This window comes from Marasmitruncus massiliensis (genome assembly GCF_900186535.1).
In the GTDB taxonomy this organism is placed as follows: Bacteria; Bacillota; Clostridia; order Oscillospirales; family Ruminococcaceae; genus Anaerotruncus; species Anaerotruncus massiliensis_A.
The window spans coordinates 1392290-1410839 of the sequence record NZ_FYDE01000005.1; the positions used below are offsets into that span (position 1 = coordinate 1392290).

The 18550-nt window shown below is 52.0% G+C and carries 16 protein-coding genes; 8 read left to right on the forward strand and 8 right to left on the reverse strand.

The window, feature by feature from the left end; all coding sequences use genetic code 11:
- Positions 1-2 precede the first annotated feature (2 nt).
- Together C1A10_RS14760 and C1A10_RS14765 are read right to left on the reverse strand one after the other, a co-directional pair.
- Positions 3-1502: an FGGY-family carbohydrate kinase gene (locus tag C1A10_RS14760; protein WP_101910979.1), complete on the reverse strand. Its 1500-nt coding sequence runs from the start codon at positions 1500-1502 to the stop codon at positions 3-5.
- Between the two features lie 268 nt (positions 1503-1770).
- Positions 1771-3009, reverse strand: coding sequence for an IS110 family RNA-guided transposase (locus C1A10_RS14765; protein ID WP_101909072.1), 1239 nt, complete (start codon positions 3007-3009; stop codon positions 1771-1773).
- A 284-nt stretch (positions 3010-3293) separates the two neighbouring features.
- Here C1A10_RS14765 and C1A10_RS14770 point away from each other — a divergent pair, with 284 nt between their 5' ends.
- From C1A10_RS14770 to C1A10_RS14790, 5 genes are all read left to right on the forward strand, one after another.
- Positions 3294-4319, forward strand: coding sequence for a sugar ABC transporter substrate-binding protein (locus C1A10_RS14770; protein ID WP_101910980.1), 1026 nt, complete (start codon positions 3294-3296; stop codon positions 4317-4319).
- Between the two features lie 162 nt (positions 4320-4481).
- Complete coding sequence (locus tag C1A10_RS14775) at positions 4482-5963, forward strand: sugar ABC transporter ATP-binding protein (protein ID WP_423241425.1); 1482 nt, start codon at positions 4482-4484, stop codon at positions 5961-5963.
- Between the two features lie 29 nt (positions 5964-5992).
- Positions 5993-6991 (forward strand): ABC transporter permease, encoded by a 999-nt coding sequence (locus tag C1A10_RS14780; protein WP_101910982.1) that lies wholly within the window; start codon positions 5993-5995, stop codon positions 6989-6991.
- Positions 6992-7024: 33 nt separating this feature from the next.
- Positions 7025-7570, forward strand: coding sequence for a D-lyxose/D-mannose family sugar isomerase (locus C1A10_RS14785; RefSeq protein ID WP_101910983.1), 546 nt, complete (start codon positions 7025-7027; stop codon positions 7568-7570).
- A gap of 75 nt (positions 7571-7645) precedes the next feature.
- A complete protein-coding gene (locus C1A10_RS14790) occupies positions 7646-8641 on the forward strand; it encodes an SPL family radical SAM protein (protein ID WP_101910984.1) in 996 nt (331 codons plus the stop codon).
- 156 nt (positions 8642-8797) lie between these two features.
- Here C1A10_RS14790 and C1A10_RS14795 read toward each other — a convergent pair whose 3' ends face one another.
- The 6 genes from C1A10_RS14795 to C1A10_RS14820 form a co-directional block, all read right to left on the reverse strand.
- Complete coding sequence (locus C1A10_RS14795; protein ID WP_101910985.1) at positions 8798-9487, reverse strand: aspartate/glutamate racemase family protein; 690 nt, start codon at positions 9485-9487, stop codon at positions 8798-8800.
- A 103-nt stretch (positions 9488-9590) separates the two neighbouring features.
- Positions 9591-10103 (reverse strand): HD domain-containing protein, encoded by a 513-nt coding sequence (locus tag C1A10_RS14800; RefSeq protein ID WP_101910986.1) that lies wholly within the window; start codon positions 10101-10103, stop codon positions 9591-9593.
- A gap of 36 nt (positions 10104-10139) precedes the next feature.
- On the reverse strand, positions 10140-11204 hold the full coding sequence (locus tag C1A10_RS14805; protein WP_101910987.1) for a Gfo/Idh/MocA family protein: 1065 nt from the start codon (positions 11202-11204) through the stop codon (positions 10140-10142).
- Positions 11205-11343: 139 nt separating this feature from the next.
- Positions 11344-13200: an ABC transporter ATP-binding protein gene (locus tag C1A10_RS14810; protein WP_101910988.1), complete on the reverse strand. Its 1857-nt coding sequence runs from the start codon at positions 13198-13200 to the stop codon at positions 11344-11346.
- Positions 13200-14927, reverse strand: coding sequence for an ABC transporter ATP-binding protein (locus C1A10_RS14815; protein ID WP_101910989.1), 1728 nt, complete (start codon positions 14925-14927; stop codon positions 13200-13202). The genes C1A10_RS14810 and C1A10_RS14815 overlap by 1 nt, the downstream gene beginning before the upstream one ends.
- Positions 14924-15385, reverse strand: coding sequence for a MarR family winged helix-turn-helix transcriptional regulator (locus tag C1A10_RS14820; RefSeq protein ID WP_101910990.1), 462 nt, complete (start codon positions 15383-15385; stop codon positions 14924-14926). The genes C1A10_RS14815 and C1A10_RS14820 overlap by 4 nt, the downstream gene beginning before the upstream one ends.
- A gap of 246 nt (positions 15386-15631) precedes the next feature.
- Here C1A10_RS14820 and C1A10_RS14825 point away from each other — a divergent pair, with 246 nt between their 5' ends.
- From C1A10_RS14825 to C1A10_RS14835, 3 genes are read left to right on the forward strand one after another with little or no spacing between them, the layout of a single operon-like run.
- Entirely contained in the window at positions 15632-17371 is a 1740-nt protein-coding gene (locus C1A10_RS14825) for a bifunctional homocysteine S-methyltransferase/methylenetetrahydrofolate reductase (protein ID WP_180951163.1), read from the forward strand.
- Positions 17368-18159 carry a dihydropteroate synthase gene (locus tag C1A10_RS14830; RefSeq protein ID WP_101910992.1) on the forward strand — a complete coding sequence of 264 codons (792 nt, stop codon included), beginning with the start codon at positions 17368-17370 and terminating at the stop codon, positions 18157-18159. The genes C1A10_RS14825 and C1A10_RS14830 overlap by 4 nt, the downstream gene beginning before the upstream one ends.
- Positions 18160-18170: 11 nt before the next feature.
- The gene (locus C1A10_RS14835) at positions 18171-18536 is read left to right on the forward strand and encodes a VOC family protein (protein ID WP_101910993.1); all 366 of its coding nucleotides are present in this window, start codon (positions 18171-18173) and stop codon (positions 18534-18536) included.
- The last annotated feature ends 14 nt before the right edge of the window (positions 18537-18550 follow it).

Sequence of the window (18550 nt, forward strand, 5' to 3'; positions counted from 1 at the left end):
GCTTACCCTTGAAAAATGGCTTTACCCGCCTGATACAGTCTTTGAAACTGCTCGTATTTTTCCATATAGCGCAGATGCATGCTTTCGTCAGGCTCAAAATATGCCCCGACATCCAGATAAACCGATGCCGCCTCCTCCAGATTCCGGAAAGCTCCGGTCGCAACGCCAGCAATCATGATGCATCCGGTGGTTCCGGCTTCGGCGTTTTTCAACTGCTGAATGGGCAGACGGTAAATATCGCTCTGCATTTGCAGCCATTCCCTTGAGTGAGCGCCGCCGCCGCAGGCCCGCAGAAAATCGATAGGGACGCCGGCCGATTTGAGGGTATCAAGCGAATGGCTCATTTCAAAAGAAATCCCTTCCAGAAACGCGCGATAGAGCTCCGGCAGGGTGGTGTCGAGCGAAAGGCCTGCAATCATGCCGCGGGAGGCGTCATCCATATAAGGCGCCGCGGCCCCGGTGAAATGGGGGAGTACCAGCAAGCTGCTTGGCTCTTTGCCGATCATGCCGTCAAGACGGCTGTAAACACTTTCCCCTCTTGAGACAGCTTCCTGGAATTCCCGCCTTGCGAGCGTATCCCGGAACCAGCGGATGATGGAGCCGCCGCTGAAGGTATAGGCATAGGTAGCGTACATTCCATCGGTCGCGTGCGGGCAGCAGGCATAACCGGAGCGGATGGTGGTTTCGTTGATGACCGGATGGTCAAAGACCGGCGTGATGCACTGGGTAGACCCCATGCTGTTCGCGGCCTGACCGGGCTTGAGAATCCCGCAGCCGACGGCGGCGCAGATCTGGTCCTGTGCGCCGACAACCACTTTCGTGGTGCTGGGGAGTCCCAGCTCTTTTGCAATCTTTGGCCTGACGGTGCCGACAATTGTGCCGGTGCTCCTTGGAGTGGAAAAAAGGTCAGGGGAAATACCGGCGGCATCAAGAATTCTTTGCGACCAGCATTTATGTACAACATCAAACGCCATCGTGCGGGAGGCCAGCGCGTAGCTGACTACGGTTTCTCCCGAGAGCATAAATGTGACAAAATCTTCAAACTGGAGAAATTTATAGACCTTGCTGAACAGTTCGGGCCTGTGGTCGCGCATCCACATCACCTTGGAAAGCGCAAACATCTTGTTCGGCGTTACGCCGGTGACCAGACCGATCTCGGTGCGCCCGACCTTTTCGCACAGGTCGTCCACATAGCAGGCGCCGCGGCTGTCGGTGTAAACCATCGCGTTTCCAAGAATCCGCCCGCTGCGGTCAACGGGAACGCAGGCTTCCCCCAGCGAGGAGCTGCAGACCGCTTCCACCGTCTGGCCGGGGGATTTTCGGATGGCGCTGCGGATGACCGTTTTGATGCTTTCCCACACCTGTGAGGAATCCAGCTCGTGATGCCCGCCCCGGCAAACGGCGCTGTATTCGCGGTAGTCGGTACCGTACAGGACGCCGTCTTCATCGTAAACGGAACATTTGCAGCCGCCTGTACCAATGTCAATTCCCATAAATGCCATATGCTCACCTCGCGCGGACGATTCATGTCGACAAGATTGCCTGAAAAAAAGACATGTTGTTGAGCATTTCTCTATATAATATATTGAATCATTCCTAAACAATTCCAAGAAAAAGAAAAAAGCCAGGCAAATTCTCTATGTTCGCAAAATCTTATATCAATTTAGCCTGCAAATAAAAAGTCAATAGGTTAAGAGAAAAAACAAGTTAAGGAAAATAAGCAACACAAAAAGGCCACCGCCGAAGCGCTGACCTGAAGTTGGCAGTACGCTACCGAGAAAGGCCGGTTGAATCCATATCCACAGGCTCGTTCACGGCGTTCAGATACTCTTTCACCTTGCCGTAGTAAATGCGTAGAAGCTTGTTGCATCCGGCGGTCATGTAAACGTAATAGGGCTTTCCCTCAGCACGCTTTTTGTCCAGAAATCGAAAGACCGGGTCGTCCGGCGGAGCCTTTTGCAAAAGAACTGTCATCACCATAAAGAGTGTTTTTCGTAGTTCCGGCGAACCGCGTTTTGAGGAACGAGTGCTTATGGCTTCGTATGTACCGGACTGGTTTGCACCTGGGTCCACTCCTGCAAAAGCGGTCAGAGAGCCCTTGTGGGCAAAACGGCGCACATCTCCAATCTCAGCCATGAGCTGTGGGCCAAGAGAGCTTCCAACGCCGTACATGCCCATCACAACAGGGTACTCGGGAAGCTGCTCGGCAAGCTGATTCATCTCGGAACGAAACACTTCGACCGTTTTGGAGATGGAGTTAAGCTGGTTAATGGCTTCCTGCACCATCACTTTAGATAGTGGATTTTTCGGCAGCATAGCAATCAATTCTTTGGAATCCGCATAAATTTCAGCTACCTTGGTGGCATTGAAGTTGTAGCCGTGCCTCTTGCACCATTTGTGGTATCGTTCCACAAATGCGCTTTCCCCTATGCTCCGTACACAATCAACATGCCAGAAGGACGCGGCGAAATCCACCCACTTTTGGCTCCCATCCGTACGGACAGGGCTGTCAAAAAGAGCGTTTACACCGGGGTAGGTCTGGTCAAGAAGCGCAATCAGATTGTTCTTAAAGGCAACCTTGTTTTTGGTGTACAGACAGTACTGCCGGTTCATGCTTTTCAGTTGGTAACGAATTGTATCCATAGAAGTATGCTCTCGCAGTTCAACCCAATTGTCAAGACCGTACCGTGCAATCTTTAAAGAATCAGCCTTATCTGTTTTGACTTTGCGCAGAGAATTGTTCCCGTATTCCTTGATGAGCAGTGGATTGACTGCGCTGACAAAAACTCCGGCATCATGGAGCATCTGCGCCACAGGCTCATAATAACGTCCGGTATGCTCCAAAACAACACGCGTTTCACCCTCCAGACTTTTTAGCGAGTTTGCCAGCTCCCTGAGTTCACTGGAGGTGTGGCGTACCTCGTAGGGCTTTACCACCAATTCTCCAAAGGGTCGGACAACAGCAACCATGCTTTTGCCCTTGGAAACATCAATTCCCACTGCGTTCATAAAAACACTTCCATCACAGATTTACAATTGGCGAACCACCCTTTCCTCATTACCGATTCTATCTGTTTGATGACACGAACGCACCGAATGGCGGCTCTACCTGCACAAATCGAACGCTGCGAACGAGAGGATGGCTAACTGACTAAATTACGGACGCAAAGTCCTTGGAGGTGCCCGTCAGACCCATTGTCCTCTCATTCTAACAGCTTAGGCAACAAGATGGAAAAAGACATGGCTGGATGCCATGTCATCAACCAATATCTATAGTAACAGGAGGAAATGAAATGAAAAAAATCTGCGCAATTTTGTCAGCTATTGCTTTGGCATTGTCGCTCTTTGCAGGATGCGGCGGTCAGGCCCCGTCGGCACCGGCAAGCTCCGCGCCTCCCGCAACCTCCGCAGCGCCGGAGGAAAACAAACCGGAAGCGGCGCCTGCGGAACCGGAAAAATCGGAAGGCCCGCACAAATTTGGCTATACCTGTATGACCATGAATAACCCGTTCTTTATTACGCTGGAGAAATCTATCCGTACAGAGGTTGAAAAAAACGGGGACATCCTGATCACGACCGACCCCGCGATGGATGTAGCCAAGCAGATCAATCAGATCGACGACATGATCACGCAGGGAATCGAGCTGATCTTCCTGAACCCCGTTGACTGGGAAGGTATCCGCCCGGCACTGGAGGCTCTGAAAGCTGCGAATGTTACCATTGTCAACTTTGACACGGAGGTCAAAGACATGGACTACGTGACCGCTTATGTCGGCTCGGACAACAAGAACGCCGGATTTGTCTGTGGCGAAGACCTTGTGAAGCGCTTCCCGGACGGCGGCCCGATCGTTGTCCTCGACTCTCCAACCATGAATTCCGTCAACGACAGGATCAGCGGCTTTATGGAGGCGATAGATGGAAAAGGCTTCGAGATTGTCGCCCAGCAGGACGCGAAAGGCGACCTCCCGACCGCGCAGGGGCTGATGGACGATATCCTGCAGGCCCATCCCGATATCATCGCGATCATGGGCGGAAATGACCCGACCGCGCTCGGCGCTCTGGCGGCCTGCAAGTCCGCGAACGCTACCAATATCCTGATCTACGGTGTCGACGGTTCTCCCGACATTAAAGCGGAAATTGCCGCCGGCAGCCAGGTGGCGGGTTCCGGCGCGCAGTCTCCGGTTCAGATCGGTGTGAAGTCGGTTGAAGTCGCCTATCAAATTCTGAAAGGGGAGCCGTTTGAAGCCAGAACGCCGGTTGAGACCTTCCTAATCAACGCGGATAACGTCGCGGAATACGGCACGACTGACTGGCAGTAAGCCTGAACCGGCACTTTCAGACAGAATAGAAACGGGGGGCTTTCTCTTTCTTGGCAAGGGCGAGCCCCCCTTCTGCATCAAAAATCCGGAAGGCAGAATCGTCCGTTTTCAATACTGAAAGGCAGGAAGGTGGTCCGTTTGTCAAATCCAAAGCTGCTTGTGATGCGGGGCATTCACAAGCGTTTTCCGGGTGTGTATGCGCTGAAGGATGTGCATCTGGAACTGGAATCCGGCGAGGTGCATGCGATTCTGGGCGAGAACGGCGCGGGAAAATCGACGCTGATTAAGGTCCTTGGCGGCATATACAGCATTGACCAGGGAGAAATCTATATTGATGGGGAACGGGTTTTTATCAACAATGTGCACGACGCACAGGCCAACGGAATCAGCATGATCCATCAGGAACTGGTGCTGGTGCCGTATATGACGGTGGCGGAAAATATCTTTCTGGGGCGCGAACCGCTCAAGGGCGGATTTGTCGACTACGGCAAAATGGAACAGGAAGCGCAGGAGCTGCTGGATGCCTATGAAATGCACATTGACGCCTGCGTGCAGGTGCGTTCACTTACCATTGCCCAGCAGCAGATGGTGGAAATCGTCAAAGCCATCTCGTTCCATTCCAAAATTCTGGTGATGGATGAGCCTACCTCCTCTCTTTCGGATAAGGAAGTCGCGTTTTTGTTTGATACTATCCGTACGCTGAAGTCAAGCGGTGTCGGTATTATTTATATCTCCCACAAGATGAGCGAGCTGCAGCAGATTTGTGATCGTGTGACGGTGATGCGGGACGGCGAATATATCGGCACCAGAATCGTCAGAGAAACCTCGAATGCCGAACTGATTGCCATGATGGTCGGCCGGGAACTCACCAGCTACTATACCCGCACCTATCAGGAACCGGGGGAGACGGTGCTTGAAGTAAAAAATCTTTCGGATGGCGGGATGGTGAAGGATGCCAGCTTTGCAGTCAGAAAAGGAGAGATCGTGGGGTTTGCCGGTCTGGTAGGCGCGGGGCGGAGCGAGGCAATGAAATGTGTTTTCGGGCTTTCTCCGCTGACTCACGGAGAAATTCTGGTGGACGGCAAACCGGCTCAGATCCGCCATCCGGATGATGCAATGCGGCACGGCATCGCGCTGGTGCCTGAAAACCGCAAGGAAGAGGCGCTGTTTGCGGTGCAGAGCGTGCAGTATAACCTGACCATTAAGGTGCTGGAATCGTTTATCAAGGGGATTTTTGTCAACCAGGCGTTGGAATCGGAGATCGCCGGGCGGTATATCCGGATGATGTCGATTAAAACCCCGTCCTTTCAGCAGCTGACAGGCAACCTGTCGGGCGGCAATCAGCAAAAGGTAGTGATCGGCCGGTGGCTCGCAACTAATCCGCAGATTCTGATTCTGGACGAACCTACACGCGGCGTGGATGTCGGCGCGAAAAGCGAAATTTATATCATCATGAATGAGCTGGTCAAAAACGGGGTTTCCATTGTTATGATCTCCTCCGAACTCCCGGAAATCATCAATATGAGTGACCGCGTTTATGTCATGTGCGAAGGAAGGGTAACCGGCTGTTTGGAACGCGGCCAGATGACGCAGGAGCAGATTATGCGGCTGGCGACTGCGGACAGCAATTCTGTAAAAATTTGATTTCTGCTGAATAGGGGAGGCGACAGTTTATGTCCCGGACAGAGTCTGCAAAAAAGGAACTTACGATTTTTCAAAGGCTGGCAAGGTTCTGCCAGAACTTCTTTAAGGAAAACATGGGGATTTTAATTGCCCTTTTCGTCATCTGTATTGCGCTGTCCTTTTTGAGCGATGTATTCTTAACGCAAAAGAACATCATGAATGTGCTTCGCCAGATGTCCACCAATCTGTATCTGGCCTGCGGTATGACCATGGTGATCATTCTCGGGGGCATTGACCTTTCGGTCGGCTCGATTATCGCGTTTTCGGGCGTTGTGACCGTGGGGCTGATTGCGAGAAACGGAATGCCGATTGCGGCGGCAGTCCTGGCCGGTATTTTCATCGGCGTTGTGGTGGGCGCTTTCAACGGCATGGTGATTGCCAAGACGACGATTCCACCGTTTATCGTGACGCTGGCTACGATGAACATCGCCCGCGGCGCGGCTTATATTTACACGGGCGGCCAGCCGATACGGGTGATGTCGGATGAGTTTAACTTTATCGGTTCCGGATATGTCGGGGATGTTCCGACGCCTGTCATCTATCTGGCCATCATCGTGTTTGCCTCTTTCCTGATTATGAATCAGACGAAATTCGGCCGCCATATTTACGCGGTCGGAGGCAACACGCAGGCCGCGAAATTTTCGGGCATCAACACCGCGCGGGTAAAATTTTATGTACATACCTTTTCCGGGCTGATGGCGGGCATAACCGGCGTCGTGCTGGCCTCCCGCATGTTTTCCGGGCAGCCCACCTCCGGCGACGGCGCGGAAATGGACGCGATCGCCGCGGTTGTGCTCGGCGGTACCAGCATGAGCGGCGGCTCGGGCAAAATCGGCGGCACGGTGATCGGCGGCTTTGTGATCGCCGTTTTAAATAACGGACTGAACCTCATGAATGTCAATTCCTTCTGGCAGTATGTGGTAAAAGGCGCGGTGATCCTGATTGCCGTCTACGTGGATTATATTAAGAAACTGCGCTCCAGGATATAACGATGATTGATACAAAAAGGAGATTTTAAAATCATGACCAGACAACAGTATGAACTCTACCGGAACCGGACGCTGGAGTATTTTGAGAAAGCCCGAATCGTCCTGACCGGTCAGGAAAAAAGACGGATCGAGGTGTCCGATTTCGGACTTCGGAATCAGGAGCAGATCGGACTGCAGCTGATTGAGTATGCCAACACCGAGCGCTGCTGCGCAAAGGATCTGGTACTGTTCCCGGGGCAGACCTGTCCGGAGCACCGCCATCCCTCCGCAAATGGAATCCCAGGCAAGGAAGAAACTTTCCGCTGCAGAATGGGGCGGGTTTTCCTTTATGTAGACGGAGAGCCGACCAAGGAGATACAGGCCGTGATTCCGGAGCAATACCGGGGCAAGGGGAAATTTACAGTCTTTCATGAAATTGTCCTGAATCCGGGCGAGCAATATACCATCTTCCCCGACACACTGCACTGGTTTCAGGGCGGGCCAGACGGCTGTATCGTTTCGGAATTCAGTACCTCCAGCCATGACGAGACCGACATTTTCACCGATTCGGACATCACACGCATTCCCATAATCGAATAGCGGCCGGTATAAGAAAACACATTTCTGCCGCATAGCGCCTTTGAGACTGTTTATACTAGCCTCGAAGGTGATAATATGAACCCGGAACAGATTTATTACGAACCGAAAACGCTGGATTATGAGCTCGGCAGAAAGCTGCGGGAAAAATTCGGCGATGCCGTCTGGATTCCGATTGAAAATCACAACAATATTGAAGAATTGCGCAGCAATCCCAACAGGGAATTTGGCAGAATGAAACGCCTGCTGATTATCGGAATTCGGAAAACCCATAAATATGTGGAAAACCACAAGGTATCGGATTTTCTGGTGCCGTATACTTCTTCGGGCTGCAGCGCCGCGTGCCTTTACTGCTATTTAGTCTGCAATTATAATAAGTGCTCTTATCTGCGGCTGTTTGTCAACCGGGAGCAGATGCTTGATAAGCTCTTAAAAACCTCCGCCGCTTCACAGCAGGAATTGACCTTTGAGATAGGGAGCAACAGCGATCTGGTGCTGGAAAATACCATCACGGATAATCTGGTTTGGACAATCGAACGCTTTGGGAAAATGGAAAAGGGGTTCATTACCTTCCCGACTAAATTTGATCTGGTGGACCCGCTGCTGCATCTGGAACACAAGGGCAGGACAATCTTCCGGATGAGCGTGAATCCGCAGGAGATTATCCAAAAAGCGGAGTTCGGAACCTCCCCGCTGAAAAGCCGGATTCAGGCACTGAACAGGATGTGCGATGCGGGCTACCGAATCGGGCTGCTGATTGCGCCGGTCATCCTGATGGAAAACTGGCCTGCGCTTTATGCGCAGCTGATCGGTCAGCTTGCAGACGAGCTTTCTTCCAAGGCAAAAAAGGGGCTGCTGATAGAAGTTATTTTTATGACATACAGCTATGTCCACCGTGCAATCAATAACGAAGCGTTTCCCAATGCGGTGGAGCTCTACGACCCGTCGATCATGACCGGAAGAGGGCGCGGGAGGTATTGCTACCGGGACGAACAGCGCGCGCAGGCCGAAGAGTTTTTGCTTTTGCAAATCCAGCAAAAACTGGGTGAAAGCTCGGTTTTATACGTGGTATAATAGCCACAAGCGGCTGTCATACATTCGTGGCAGAATGCAGAAAAACAAGGTGCCATGATCATGGCACCTTGTTTAAGAGTAAAAGACTATGAAGCCTGTATGTGACCTTCCGGGAAATTCTCGGCTATTCAAGCGGTATATCTGTTTACGGCGGTTTTATGCAATCGAATACAGAGCGGCGCTTTCAGCGTGGATCAGGGTAGTATCAAAAAGAGGGACATCGGTGTCCTTTTGTCCAACCAGCAACCCAATTTCTGTGCACCCAAGAATAGCACCCTGGGCGCCCTGGTCGGCCAGACCGTTCATGATAGAGAGAAACTTCTGACGCGATGCTTCCTGAATAACTCCTAAGCATAACTCATTATAGATAACAGAGTTAATTAATTCCCGGTCATTTTCATCGGGGACGACGACTGTTATTCCGTTTTGTGTCAACTTTGAGCGGTAGAAATCCTGCTCCATCGTATATTTCGTACCGAGCAATGCAACCTTGGAGATGTCGTTTGCTTTTAACTGGCGAGCGGTAACCTCGGCAATATGTAAAATAGGAATGGAAACCGCACTCTGGATCGTGTTTGCGACCTTATGCATGGTGTTGGTACAAATCACAATAAAGTCGGCCCCGGCTTTCTCCAAACGCTGTGCCGCATCCGAAAGAATTTCCGCGCTTTTTGCCCAGTCACCCTTGGATTGACATTCTTCAATTTCAAAAAAATCAACACTGTATAAAAGGCATTTTGCGGAATGCAGCCCTCCGAGCGTCCGTTTTATGGTCTGATTAATGATTTGATAATAGGTTACAGTACTTTCCCAGCTCATACCGCCGATGAGGCCAATCGTCTTCATTGAACGTATCCTTTCTTATGATTTTTGCAGTCCTGATCATACATCATTTTTTCTTCAAGTTCTGAACCGTGATAACGCCGTACCACTTCACCCTCCCGGCAAATTATTTGGATTCCGCGGCGATGCGGCCGCCATAAAGGGTGTTCAACAGCTGTGTTCCCGTGCCGGTGCGGAACAATTTGTCACGGACGCTTTGAATTGCCGGCCCTGAAAGCTGAGCTTCAAATGCGTTGACAAGAAAATCCGCTTCCACCAGAATCTGATAATCGATTTCCGTGATTGCATCGTAGATATGATGATGAGCGATCAGCCAGCAGACCCGCGCTATCAGCGGTTCATGGAATCCCAGGCGTTCCAGCAGCTTTCTGGCTTCCGGCGGCCCTTCCAGCTGCTGATAGGTTCCCTCGGCGCTCTGATATTTGATCTCGCTGTTTTTAATCCCGATATCATGCGTCAGCGCGGCAACCTCCAGAATTTTCTGCGTCTCCTGCTCCAGCCCTTCGGCTTCGCCGATCGCTTTTGCAAACCCGTAAACCTTCAGAAAGTGGTTCACGCGCCGCACATCCCCGGCATAATATTCAATCATGGCGTTTAAAACCTGTCCGATTGCTTCCATCCTACACCTCCGAGTTATTAAAAATAGTTCGCCCTATTATCGCACATCCGATGAATCCGTTGCATCGCTATAAGAAAAAAATTGTCTTCCCTGTACAAGATCAAACAGCCTTGCGGTTTCGAGGGTATCGGAAAGCGGCATCACCGGACTCTCGGGTTTTCCTTCCAGGACACAGGCGGCCGCATGTTCAATTTCAAACTCAAAACCGGATTGGACAGGATGCAGAAAGGTTTCAGCCGGTTCTGCTTTATAGTCCCGCGGGCCGGGCAGCGGTCCGGTGAACAGTTCCACTTTTTGCGCGCAGTGAAAATAAGGGGCGATGCGGATGTACCCTCTGTCGCCGTAAATCCATGCTTCGTTGCAGGCATGAAACTGAATGCTGCATTTGATTTCGCCCACCAGCCCGTCATCATATTGAAGATGCACAAAGGTGGACGCGTCAACGCCGGTGCCTGCGGGAACGCTGAGCGGAAACGCCTGTATGAGTTTTCGCCCTTTCGCAAGGTACTGTACCAGTGAAAAGGCGTAAACTCCAAGGTCATAAAAAGCGCCGCCGCCCATACCGGGGTCATAAAGCCGCTGGTAATCCCCGGGATCTCTTGCCGCGCAGAAGCTTGCGCTGATGCAGCGCAGGTTCCCGATATGCCCGTCCGCAGCCCACTGGGCGGCTTTCCGGGTTGCCGGCAGGAAACGGGACCACATCGCCTCCATCAGGAAAACACCTTTCGCCTTTGCGGCATAAATCAGTTCGGCGGCTTCCTGCCCGGTAAGCGCGAGGGGCTTTTCACACAGGACATGTTTTCCGGCGGCGATGGCATCCATACAGCATTGAAAATGCGCGTTGTTGGTGACTGCGACATAGACGAGATCTATCCCGGGGTCGCCGAGAAGCGCGGCATAGCTCCCGTAGCTTCTGGCGATACCATGGGAAGCGGCAAATTCGGCCGCCCGTTTTTCATCTGTGGAAGCAACCGCGGACAGGACGGAATTGCTTACCAGCCCTGAACGAAACGTATCCGCAAATTTTTGAGCGATGCGCCCGGCGCCAATCATTCCATATCTGCAAGGACCCGAAGCATCCCTTTGAGTCGCATTGATCATCGCTTTTCTCCTTTTAATGGAAATTACGGAAACATTATAACCTACTTTTCCAAAATAGGGAATGGGTTTATAAAAAACGCAGACAACAGCTACCAAATGGTAAGTGTTGTCTGCGTTTTTTTATGTCTGCGTGTCGAGGTTAATCGAGTTCGGCGGCTCCGGTATAAAGCTGGTAGTATCTTCCATGTGCCTTGAGCAGATCGTCATGGGTCCCACGCTCGATGATTTCACCCTGCTCCATGACCATGATGGCGTTGGAGTTACGCACGGTGGAAAGCCTGTGGGCGATGACAAAGGTGGTCCGCCCCTGCATCAGGCGGTCGAGCCCGTGCTCAATGTGCCGTTCTGTACGTGTATCCACCGAGCTGGTCGCCTCGTCGAGAATCAGGATCGGTGCGTCCGCCGCCGCGGCCCTTGCAATATTGAGCAGCTGGCGCTGCCCCTGCGAAAGGTTTGCGCCGTCTCCTTCGATAACCGTATCATACCCCTGCGGCAGACGGCTGATAAAGGAATGGGCACTGGCAAGCTTTGCCGCCGCTTCCACTTCCTCGTCGGTGGCGTGGGGATTTCCGTAGCGGATATTCTCCCGGACGGTTCCTGTAAACAGATGGGTATCCTGCAAAACCATGGAAAGCGAGCGGCGCAGGGCATCTTTTTTGATGGTGCGGATATCGATGCCGTCAATGGTGATTTTTCCCTGGCTGATATCATAGAAGCGGGTCAAAAGATTCGTAATCGTAGTCTTTCCGGCTCCGGTAGAACCTACAAAAGCGATCTTATGCCCCGGTTTCGCATAAAGCGAAATATGCTTCAGCACCGTTTTATCTTCCGCATACCCGAATGTGACATCTTCAAACCGGACATCGCCTCTTACCGGGATGCGGTCCGACGGTTTGCCGTCATGGTCATATGTCTGCCAATAAAATTCCCGTCCTTCTTCTACCAGGTCAGCGGCATTTTCAGGGTCGGGTTCTTCGGCAGGCTCCGCCATCACCTCACAGATTCGTTCCGCGCCTGCAATGGCGGTAATGACCGCGTTATACTGGCTGGATGCCTCGTTGATCGGGCGTCCGAACTGCCGGGCAAGCTGCAGGAATACGACCAGCGCGCCGACACTGAGGTTTCCGAAAACGGCGAGCAGTCCGCCGATCATGGCGACAAGGGCGTAATTGATCGTGTTGATATTCATCATGATCGGCATCATAAGGCCGGAATAGCTCTGCGCAGTGGTCGCGGAGTCACAAAGAGCCTCGTTCAGGCTGTCAAAGGAGGTCAGCGCTTCCTGTTCGCGGCAGAATACCTTGACGACCTTCTGCCCGGTGATGATTTCCTCAACATATCCGTTCACCTTGCCGAGATTCGCCTGCTGCGCAACAAAATACTTGCTGCTGCGCTTCATGATGTTTCCGGCAACCAGGAACATCAGGGGCGTCATTGCCAGAGTCAGCAGGGTCAGTGCCCAGCTTTTGCTGAGCATCAGGCCCAAGATGCCTGCCAGTGTGATCACGCTGGAGAACAGGGAAGTCAGGGAATTTGCGAGCGCGTCGTTCAGCGTATCCACATCGTTAGAAAAACGGCTCATCATTTCTCCGTGGGTATGGGTGTCATAGTAACGTACGGACAGCTCCTGCAGATGGCTGAACAGATCCCGGCGCAGGGTATTGATCGACCGCTGCGTCACATGTATCATAATGCGCATCTGGAAATAGCTTGCCGTAACCGCCACCAGATAGATGCAAAGCAGAACAATGATGCCTCTGCCCAGCCCCGCGAAACGCTCGGCGACAGTTAAATTGCCGCCGACCGGCTGTAAAAAGGTATCAATGATCGGCTGCAGATAGGCGGTTCCGGCAAGAGAAGCCCCGATCTGCAGAAATACCATCAAAATGGCCGCGATAAGCGCAAATTGTCTGTGCCTGAGATATCCCCAGAGGAAGCCAAGGGTCTTTTTAATATTTTTCGGCTTTTGATAAGCCTGCTGTTTTCCGCGTGGCATCAGGCATTGGCCTCCTTTCCAAGCTGGGATTCATAAATTTCCTGATATTCACCGCTTGTCGCAAGCAGCTCTTCGTGCGTACCCACGGCGGAAATCCTGCCGTCGGAAAGTACGATAATCCGGTCGGCATCCTTTACCGAACTGATGCGCTGGGCGATGATGAACGTTGTGGTATCCCGCAGGACGGTATGGAATGCCTGACGGATTTTTGCTTCTGTCGCGGTGTCCACCGCGCTGGTAGAGTCGTCAAGGATTAGGACGGGCGGTTTTTTCAAGATAGCCCGCGCGATGCAGAGACGCTGTTTCTGTCCTCCGGAGACATTGACGCCGCCCTGCTCCATCCAGGTATCATAGCCTTTCGGAAAGCTCATGATAAAGTCATGCGCCTGCGCGGCTTTTGCGGCTTCCACGATTTCTTCTTCCGCGGCGTGTTCGTTGCCCCACTTCAGGTTATCCCGAATGGTACCGGAGAACAGGGTGTTTTTCTGAAGAACCATACCGATTTGCCCGCGCAGGGACTCAATTGTATACTCCCGCACATCCACGCCGTCCAGCAGGACACGCCCGGCGGAAACGTCATACAGACGGGGAATCAGCTGGACAAGCGAAGTCTTTCCGGAACCAGTCCCTCCGACGATGGCGATCACTTCGCCGGCACGGGCGGTAAAGCTGATGTCTTTCAGCACGGGTTCGGGATTAGCGGGGTCATATTGAAACGATACATTTTCAAAGGAGACATTTCCACGAATCGGACGTTCCCCGGCGGATGAACTGTTTTCCAGATCAATTTCCGCATCCAGGACTTCAATAATGCGCTTGTAAGAAGCGGAAGCGCGGGAGAACATGACAAACATCATGGAAACCATCATCAGCGAAATCAGAATCTGAAAAATGTAATTGATGAAAGCGGTCATCTGCGCCACGTTGAGCTGCCCGGTGATGACCTGGCCGCCGCCGAACCATACCACCGCCACAGAAGACAGATTCATTGTGAGCATCATGAGCGGCATGCTGAGAATGACAGCGTTCATCGCTTTCAGCGATGCTGCCGTCAATCCGTTGTTCGCGTCTTTAAATTTCTCTTTCTCGTAATTCTGCCGCACAAAGGATTTAATGACGCGCACATTGGTGAGGTTTTCCTGCACGCTGCTGTTAAGCGCATCCATCCTTGTCTGCATGCCGCCGAAAAGCGGCATTGCCCTGCGGATGATCAGAAACATCGCAACGGCCAGCAGCGGAATGACTACCACCAGAATGATAGCAAGGCTGGCATTCATCCGGATTGCCATGATTAATGCGAAGACAAACATCATCGGGGCGCGCAGCATGATCCGAAGGCTCATAATCGCGGCGTTTTGCATCTGGGTCACGTCATTGGTCAGCCTTGTGGCGAGCGAAGCGGTGGAAAAGTGGTCAATATTATGAAAAGAAAACTCCTGAACCTTGGCGAAGAGCCCGCGGCGAAGCTTTGCCGCGAATCCGACTCCCGCGACGGCGGAACATCGCGCGTTTCCGAATCCGGCTAAAATAGCCAGAAATGCCACAAAAATCATCAGCAATCCGGTTCCTACGATATAGCCCGCGCTTTGGCTTTGAATTCCTTTTCCGACAATATTTGTCATCAAAGTCGGCTGTATCACTTCACAGATAACGTCCAGCAGCATAAAAATTACTGCCAGCGTTATCGGCTTTTTATAAGGGGCAATAAAGCCCGATAGCTGTTTCAAAGAGACTCCTCCAGTTCATCCAGCTCATTTTTAAAGTTTTTTAAGTTGTTGCACATCTGCTGATAAAGAGAGATAAATTGGTCATAGTCCTCATCGGAAAATCCTGAAAAGGCCCTCCCCATGATTTTTCGCATATTCAGCCGTGCCTGTTCGGCCGCGTACAGCCCGCGTTCAGTCAGTTCGACTCGGTTGGAGCGCAGGTCGTTTGGGTCCTGAACGCGGTTTACCAGCCCGGCCTTTTCCATCCGTTTCAGGGAAACCGCGATGGCCGCGGGCGAAACCTTCAGTTCCTTTGCCAGGTCGTTCTGATTACAGGTTCCGCCCTGCTGTTTCAGCGCAAAAAGCAGAGGCGGCTGCCCAAAATGGATGTTCTGATTGCAGAGCAGACGGGACATGCACTGCTTATGAAGCGAATGGATTTCCCAACTCAGCCGGATGGCCTCGTTGATATCGAGCATAGTGTTCCTCCCCTTGAAAAATGTAATTAACCGGCTAATAGTTAACTGTTTAACTATTTTAACTTTTGACCGATATAAAGTCAATGGAATTATTTGAAATTAACAAATTGTTCTTAAGTTCATTGTGAGTATATACAATTTATTTTTCTATATCGTGCAAAATGTTGCTGGCAATTTTATTAAAAATATGGTACACTAAAGCAATAAAAGGCAAAGATGATTCCTAGCCGCATAAGGAGGGACCCTATGCAGTTCGATTCAGACACACCGCTGTTTTTTGACGGTGCGTTCGGAACCTACTATTTTTCCATCACCGGAGACGAAGAGCCCTGCGAACTGGCAAATTTGAAAAACGCAGATGCCGTCTTAAACATTCATCGGGAATATATTGCGGCCGGTGTGCAGGCGATTAAAACCAATACGTTTGGGGCGAACCCCGTTTTGCTGCCGGAAAGGGATGAACTGCGCCGTGTGCTGTCCGCAGGATGGTCGGTTGCGCAGCAGGCGGTTTTCGGAACAGATGTGCGCGTATTTGCGGACATCGGCGGCAACGATTCCGACTCTGCCCCGGACGATTACTGTGCGGTTGCGGAGGAATTCCTGTCTTTAGGCGCGAAGAATTTTTTGTTTGAAACGCTGCCGGCCTATGAGACGCTGGAACCTGCTTTGGAACTGATTAAGCGTCAGTCTCCCGATGCGTTTATCATTGTATCGTTTGCGGTCTCTCAGGACGGATACAGCAAACGGGGGCTTTCCTATAAAAAGCTGCTGTCGGCGGCATCTCAAAATCCCAATGTGGATGCCACAGGGATCAACTGCGTGTGCGGGCCGAGCCACATGCTGGAGCTCATCCGCACCGCCGGACGGTTGGATAAACCGTTATCGGCGATGCCGAATGCGGGATATCCGTCTTCGCTGAACGGCAGAATGATTTTTGAGGATAATGCGGATTATTATGCCCAGCGTCTGGCGGATATGTATCTGGCGGGAGCGTCGATTCTTGGGGGATGCTGCGGTTCCACGCCGGAGCATATACGGCGCGGGATTGCGGCAGTGAAGCAGGTGATAGGGCAGCCTCTGCTCAGCGAGATCGGGAAGGACACCGGCAGAGAGCCTGCCCCCGAACAAAAGAGCAGAGCAGCCGCGTTTTCCCGCAAAATGATCTGCGTGGAACTTGACCCGCCGTTGGATGCGGACTGTTCTTACGTTCTGACCGCTGCCGCCCAACTGAAAACCGCGGGAGTAAACCTGCTGACTGTGGCGGATTCGCCGCTTTCCCGCACAAGGGCGGACAGCATTATGGTGGCCGCCAGAATCAGGCGGGAGGTTGATATAGAAGTAATGCCCCACCTTTGCTGCCGTGACCGGAACCGGATCGCTTTGAAAGGCTGTTTGCTGGGAGCCGCGTTTGAGCAGATCCATCACGTCCTCGCTATTACGGGAGACCCTCTTGAGGTGCAGCGCCGCCGGGAAGGCGTGTTTAATTTCAACTCGTTCGATCTGATTTCGTTTATCGACAGCCTGAATACCGACGTCCTGTCTGATAAACCGTTTTTGATTGCCGGGGCGCTGAATGTGAACGCGGCCAAATTTTCCGTGGAACTGGACCGCGCGAGAAAAAAACTGGACTGCGGAGCAAAGCTGCTGCTGACACAGCCGATTTTCAGCGAAGCTGCGGCAGAAAATTATCTAAAAGCAAAACAGGAGCTTCCATGCAGCATTCTGGCGGGGATTCTGCCTGTCGCGGGGTATAAAAACGCACTGTTTTTAACCAATGAAGTATCAGGCATCGAAATTCCGGAAGCGGTCATCGAGAGCCTGCGCGATCAACCCCCCGAAGAGGCTGCCCGCATTTCTGTCGAGTATAGCATGAGTATTGTCAGAAAGGTTTATGCGGCGGCTGACGGGTTCTATATTATGACGCCGCTGCGAAAAACCAACATCGTGTGCGGACTGATTGAACAGATAAGGAGACTGGAAGAATGATTCTGATTGGGGAAAAGTTAAACAGTTCGATCCCGAAAACATTGGAAACGCTCAATGCGAAGGACGAAACTGCAATTGTGAAGCTCATCAAAATGCAGGCGGAAGCCGGCGCGGCATTTTTGGACATCAATACAGCCATCTGCGGCGATGAGGAACTGGAAAAGATGCTGTGGGTGATTGATCTGGTTCAAAAACACTGCGACTGCGGAATCATGATCGATTCAACCGCCCCGGATGTCCTTGTCAAAGCCGCTGCCGCGGTGTCCGGCAGACCGCTGATGATGAACTCCACAACGATCACCGACCGGTTCGACACAGTCGTCCCGCTGGCCCTGCGCACGGGGGCGTCCGTGGTCGTCCTGCCGATTGACGATGACGGCATGCCGAGAACGCTGGAAGAAAAATGTGCGAAGATCGATCTACTGGTTGGTAAATTGCGCAAGGCAGGGATGCCCGACCAGAGGATCTTTGTAGACGTTCTGATAGAAACGCTGGCAACCGACGGTGAAAGCGCGAAAACTGCGCTCGCAGCAATTTCCTATGTGGCAAAAACTTATCCGGAGGTCCATACCACCTGCGGCCTGTCCAATATTTCTTTCGGGCTTCCGAAACGCGCGCTTATCAACTCTGCGTTTGTAGCGGCCGCGCTTGTTGCGGGACTTTCCAGCGCGATTCTTGATCCGTCAAGCCCCGCGATGCGTGCGGCGCTGGCTGCGGGGCAGGTAGTCGCCGGACAGGATGACTACTGCATGAACTATATCAGTTTTATCCGTGAAACGGAAGAATAAGGAGGAATCATATGCTCAAATTTAACCACTTTAATTTCAACGTCCTGAATTTGGAGCGCAGCATCACTTTCTATCAGGAGGCCCTTGGGCTGACCATAGTACGGGAAAAAAATGCAGCCGACGGTTCGTTTAAACTGGTTTTCATGGGGGACGGCAGCAGTGATTTTTCCCTGGAACTGACTTGGCTGCGCGACCGCAGTGAACCCTACAATCTTGGCGATTTGGAGTATCACCTTGCTTTTGTAACGGATGAGTATGACGCGCTTTATGAAAAACATAAGGCTATGGGCGCTGTCTGTTTCGAAAATCCGGCAATGGGCATCTATTTTATCCATGACCCCGACGGATACTGGATTGAAATTGTGCCTGTCAAATAGTCTTTTTTTGAACC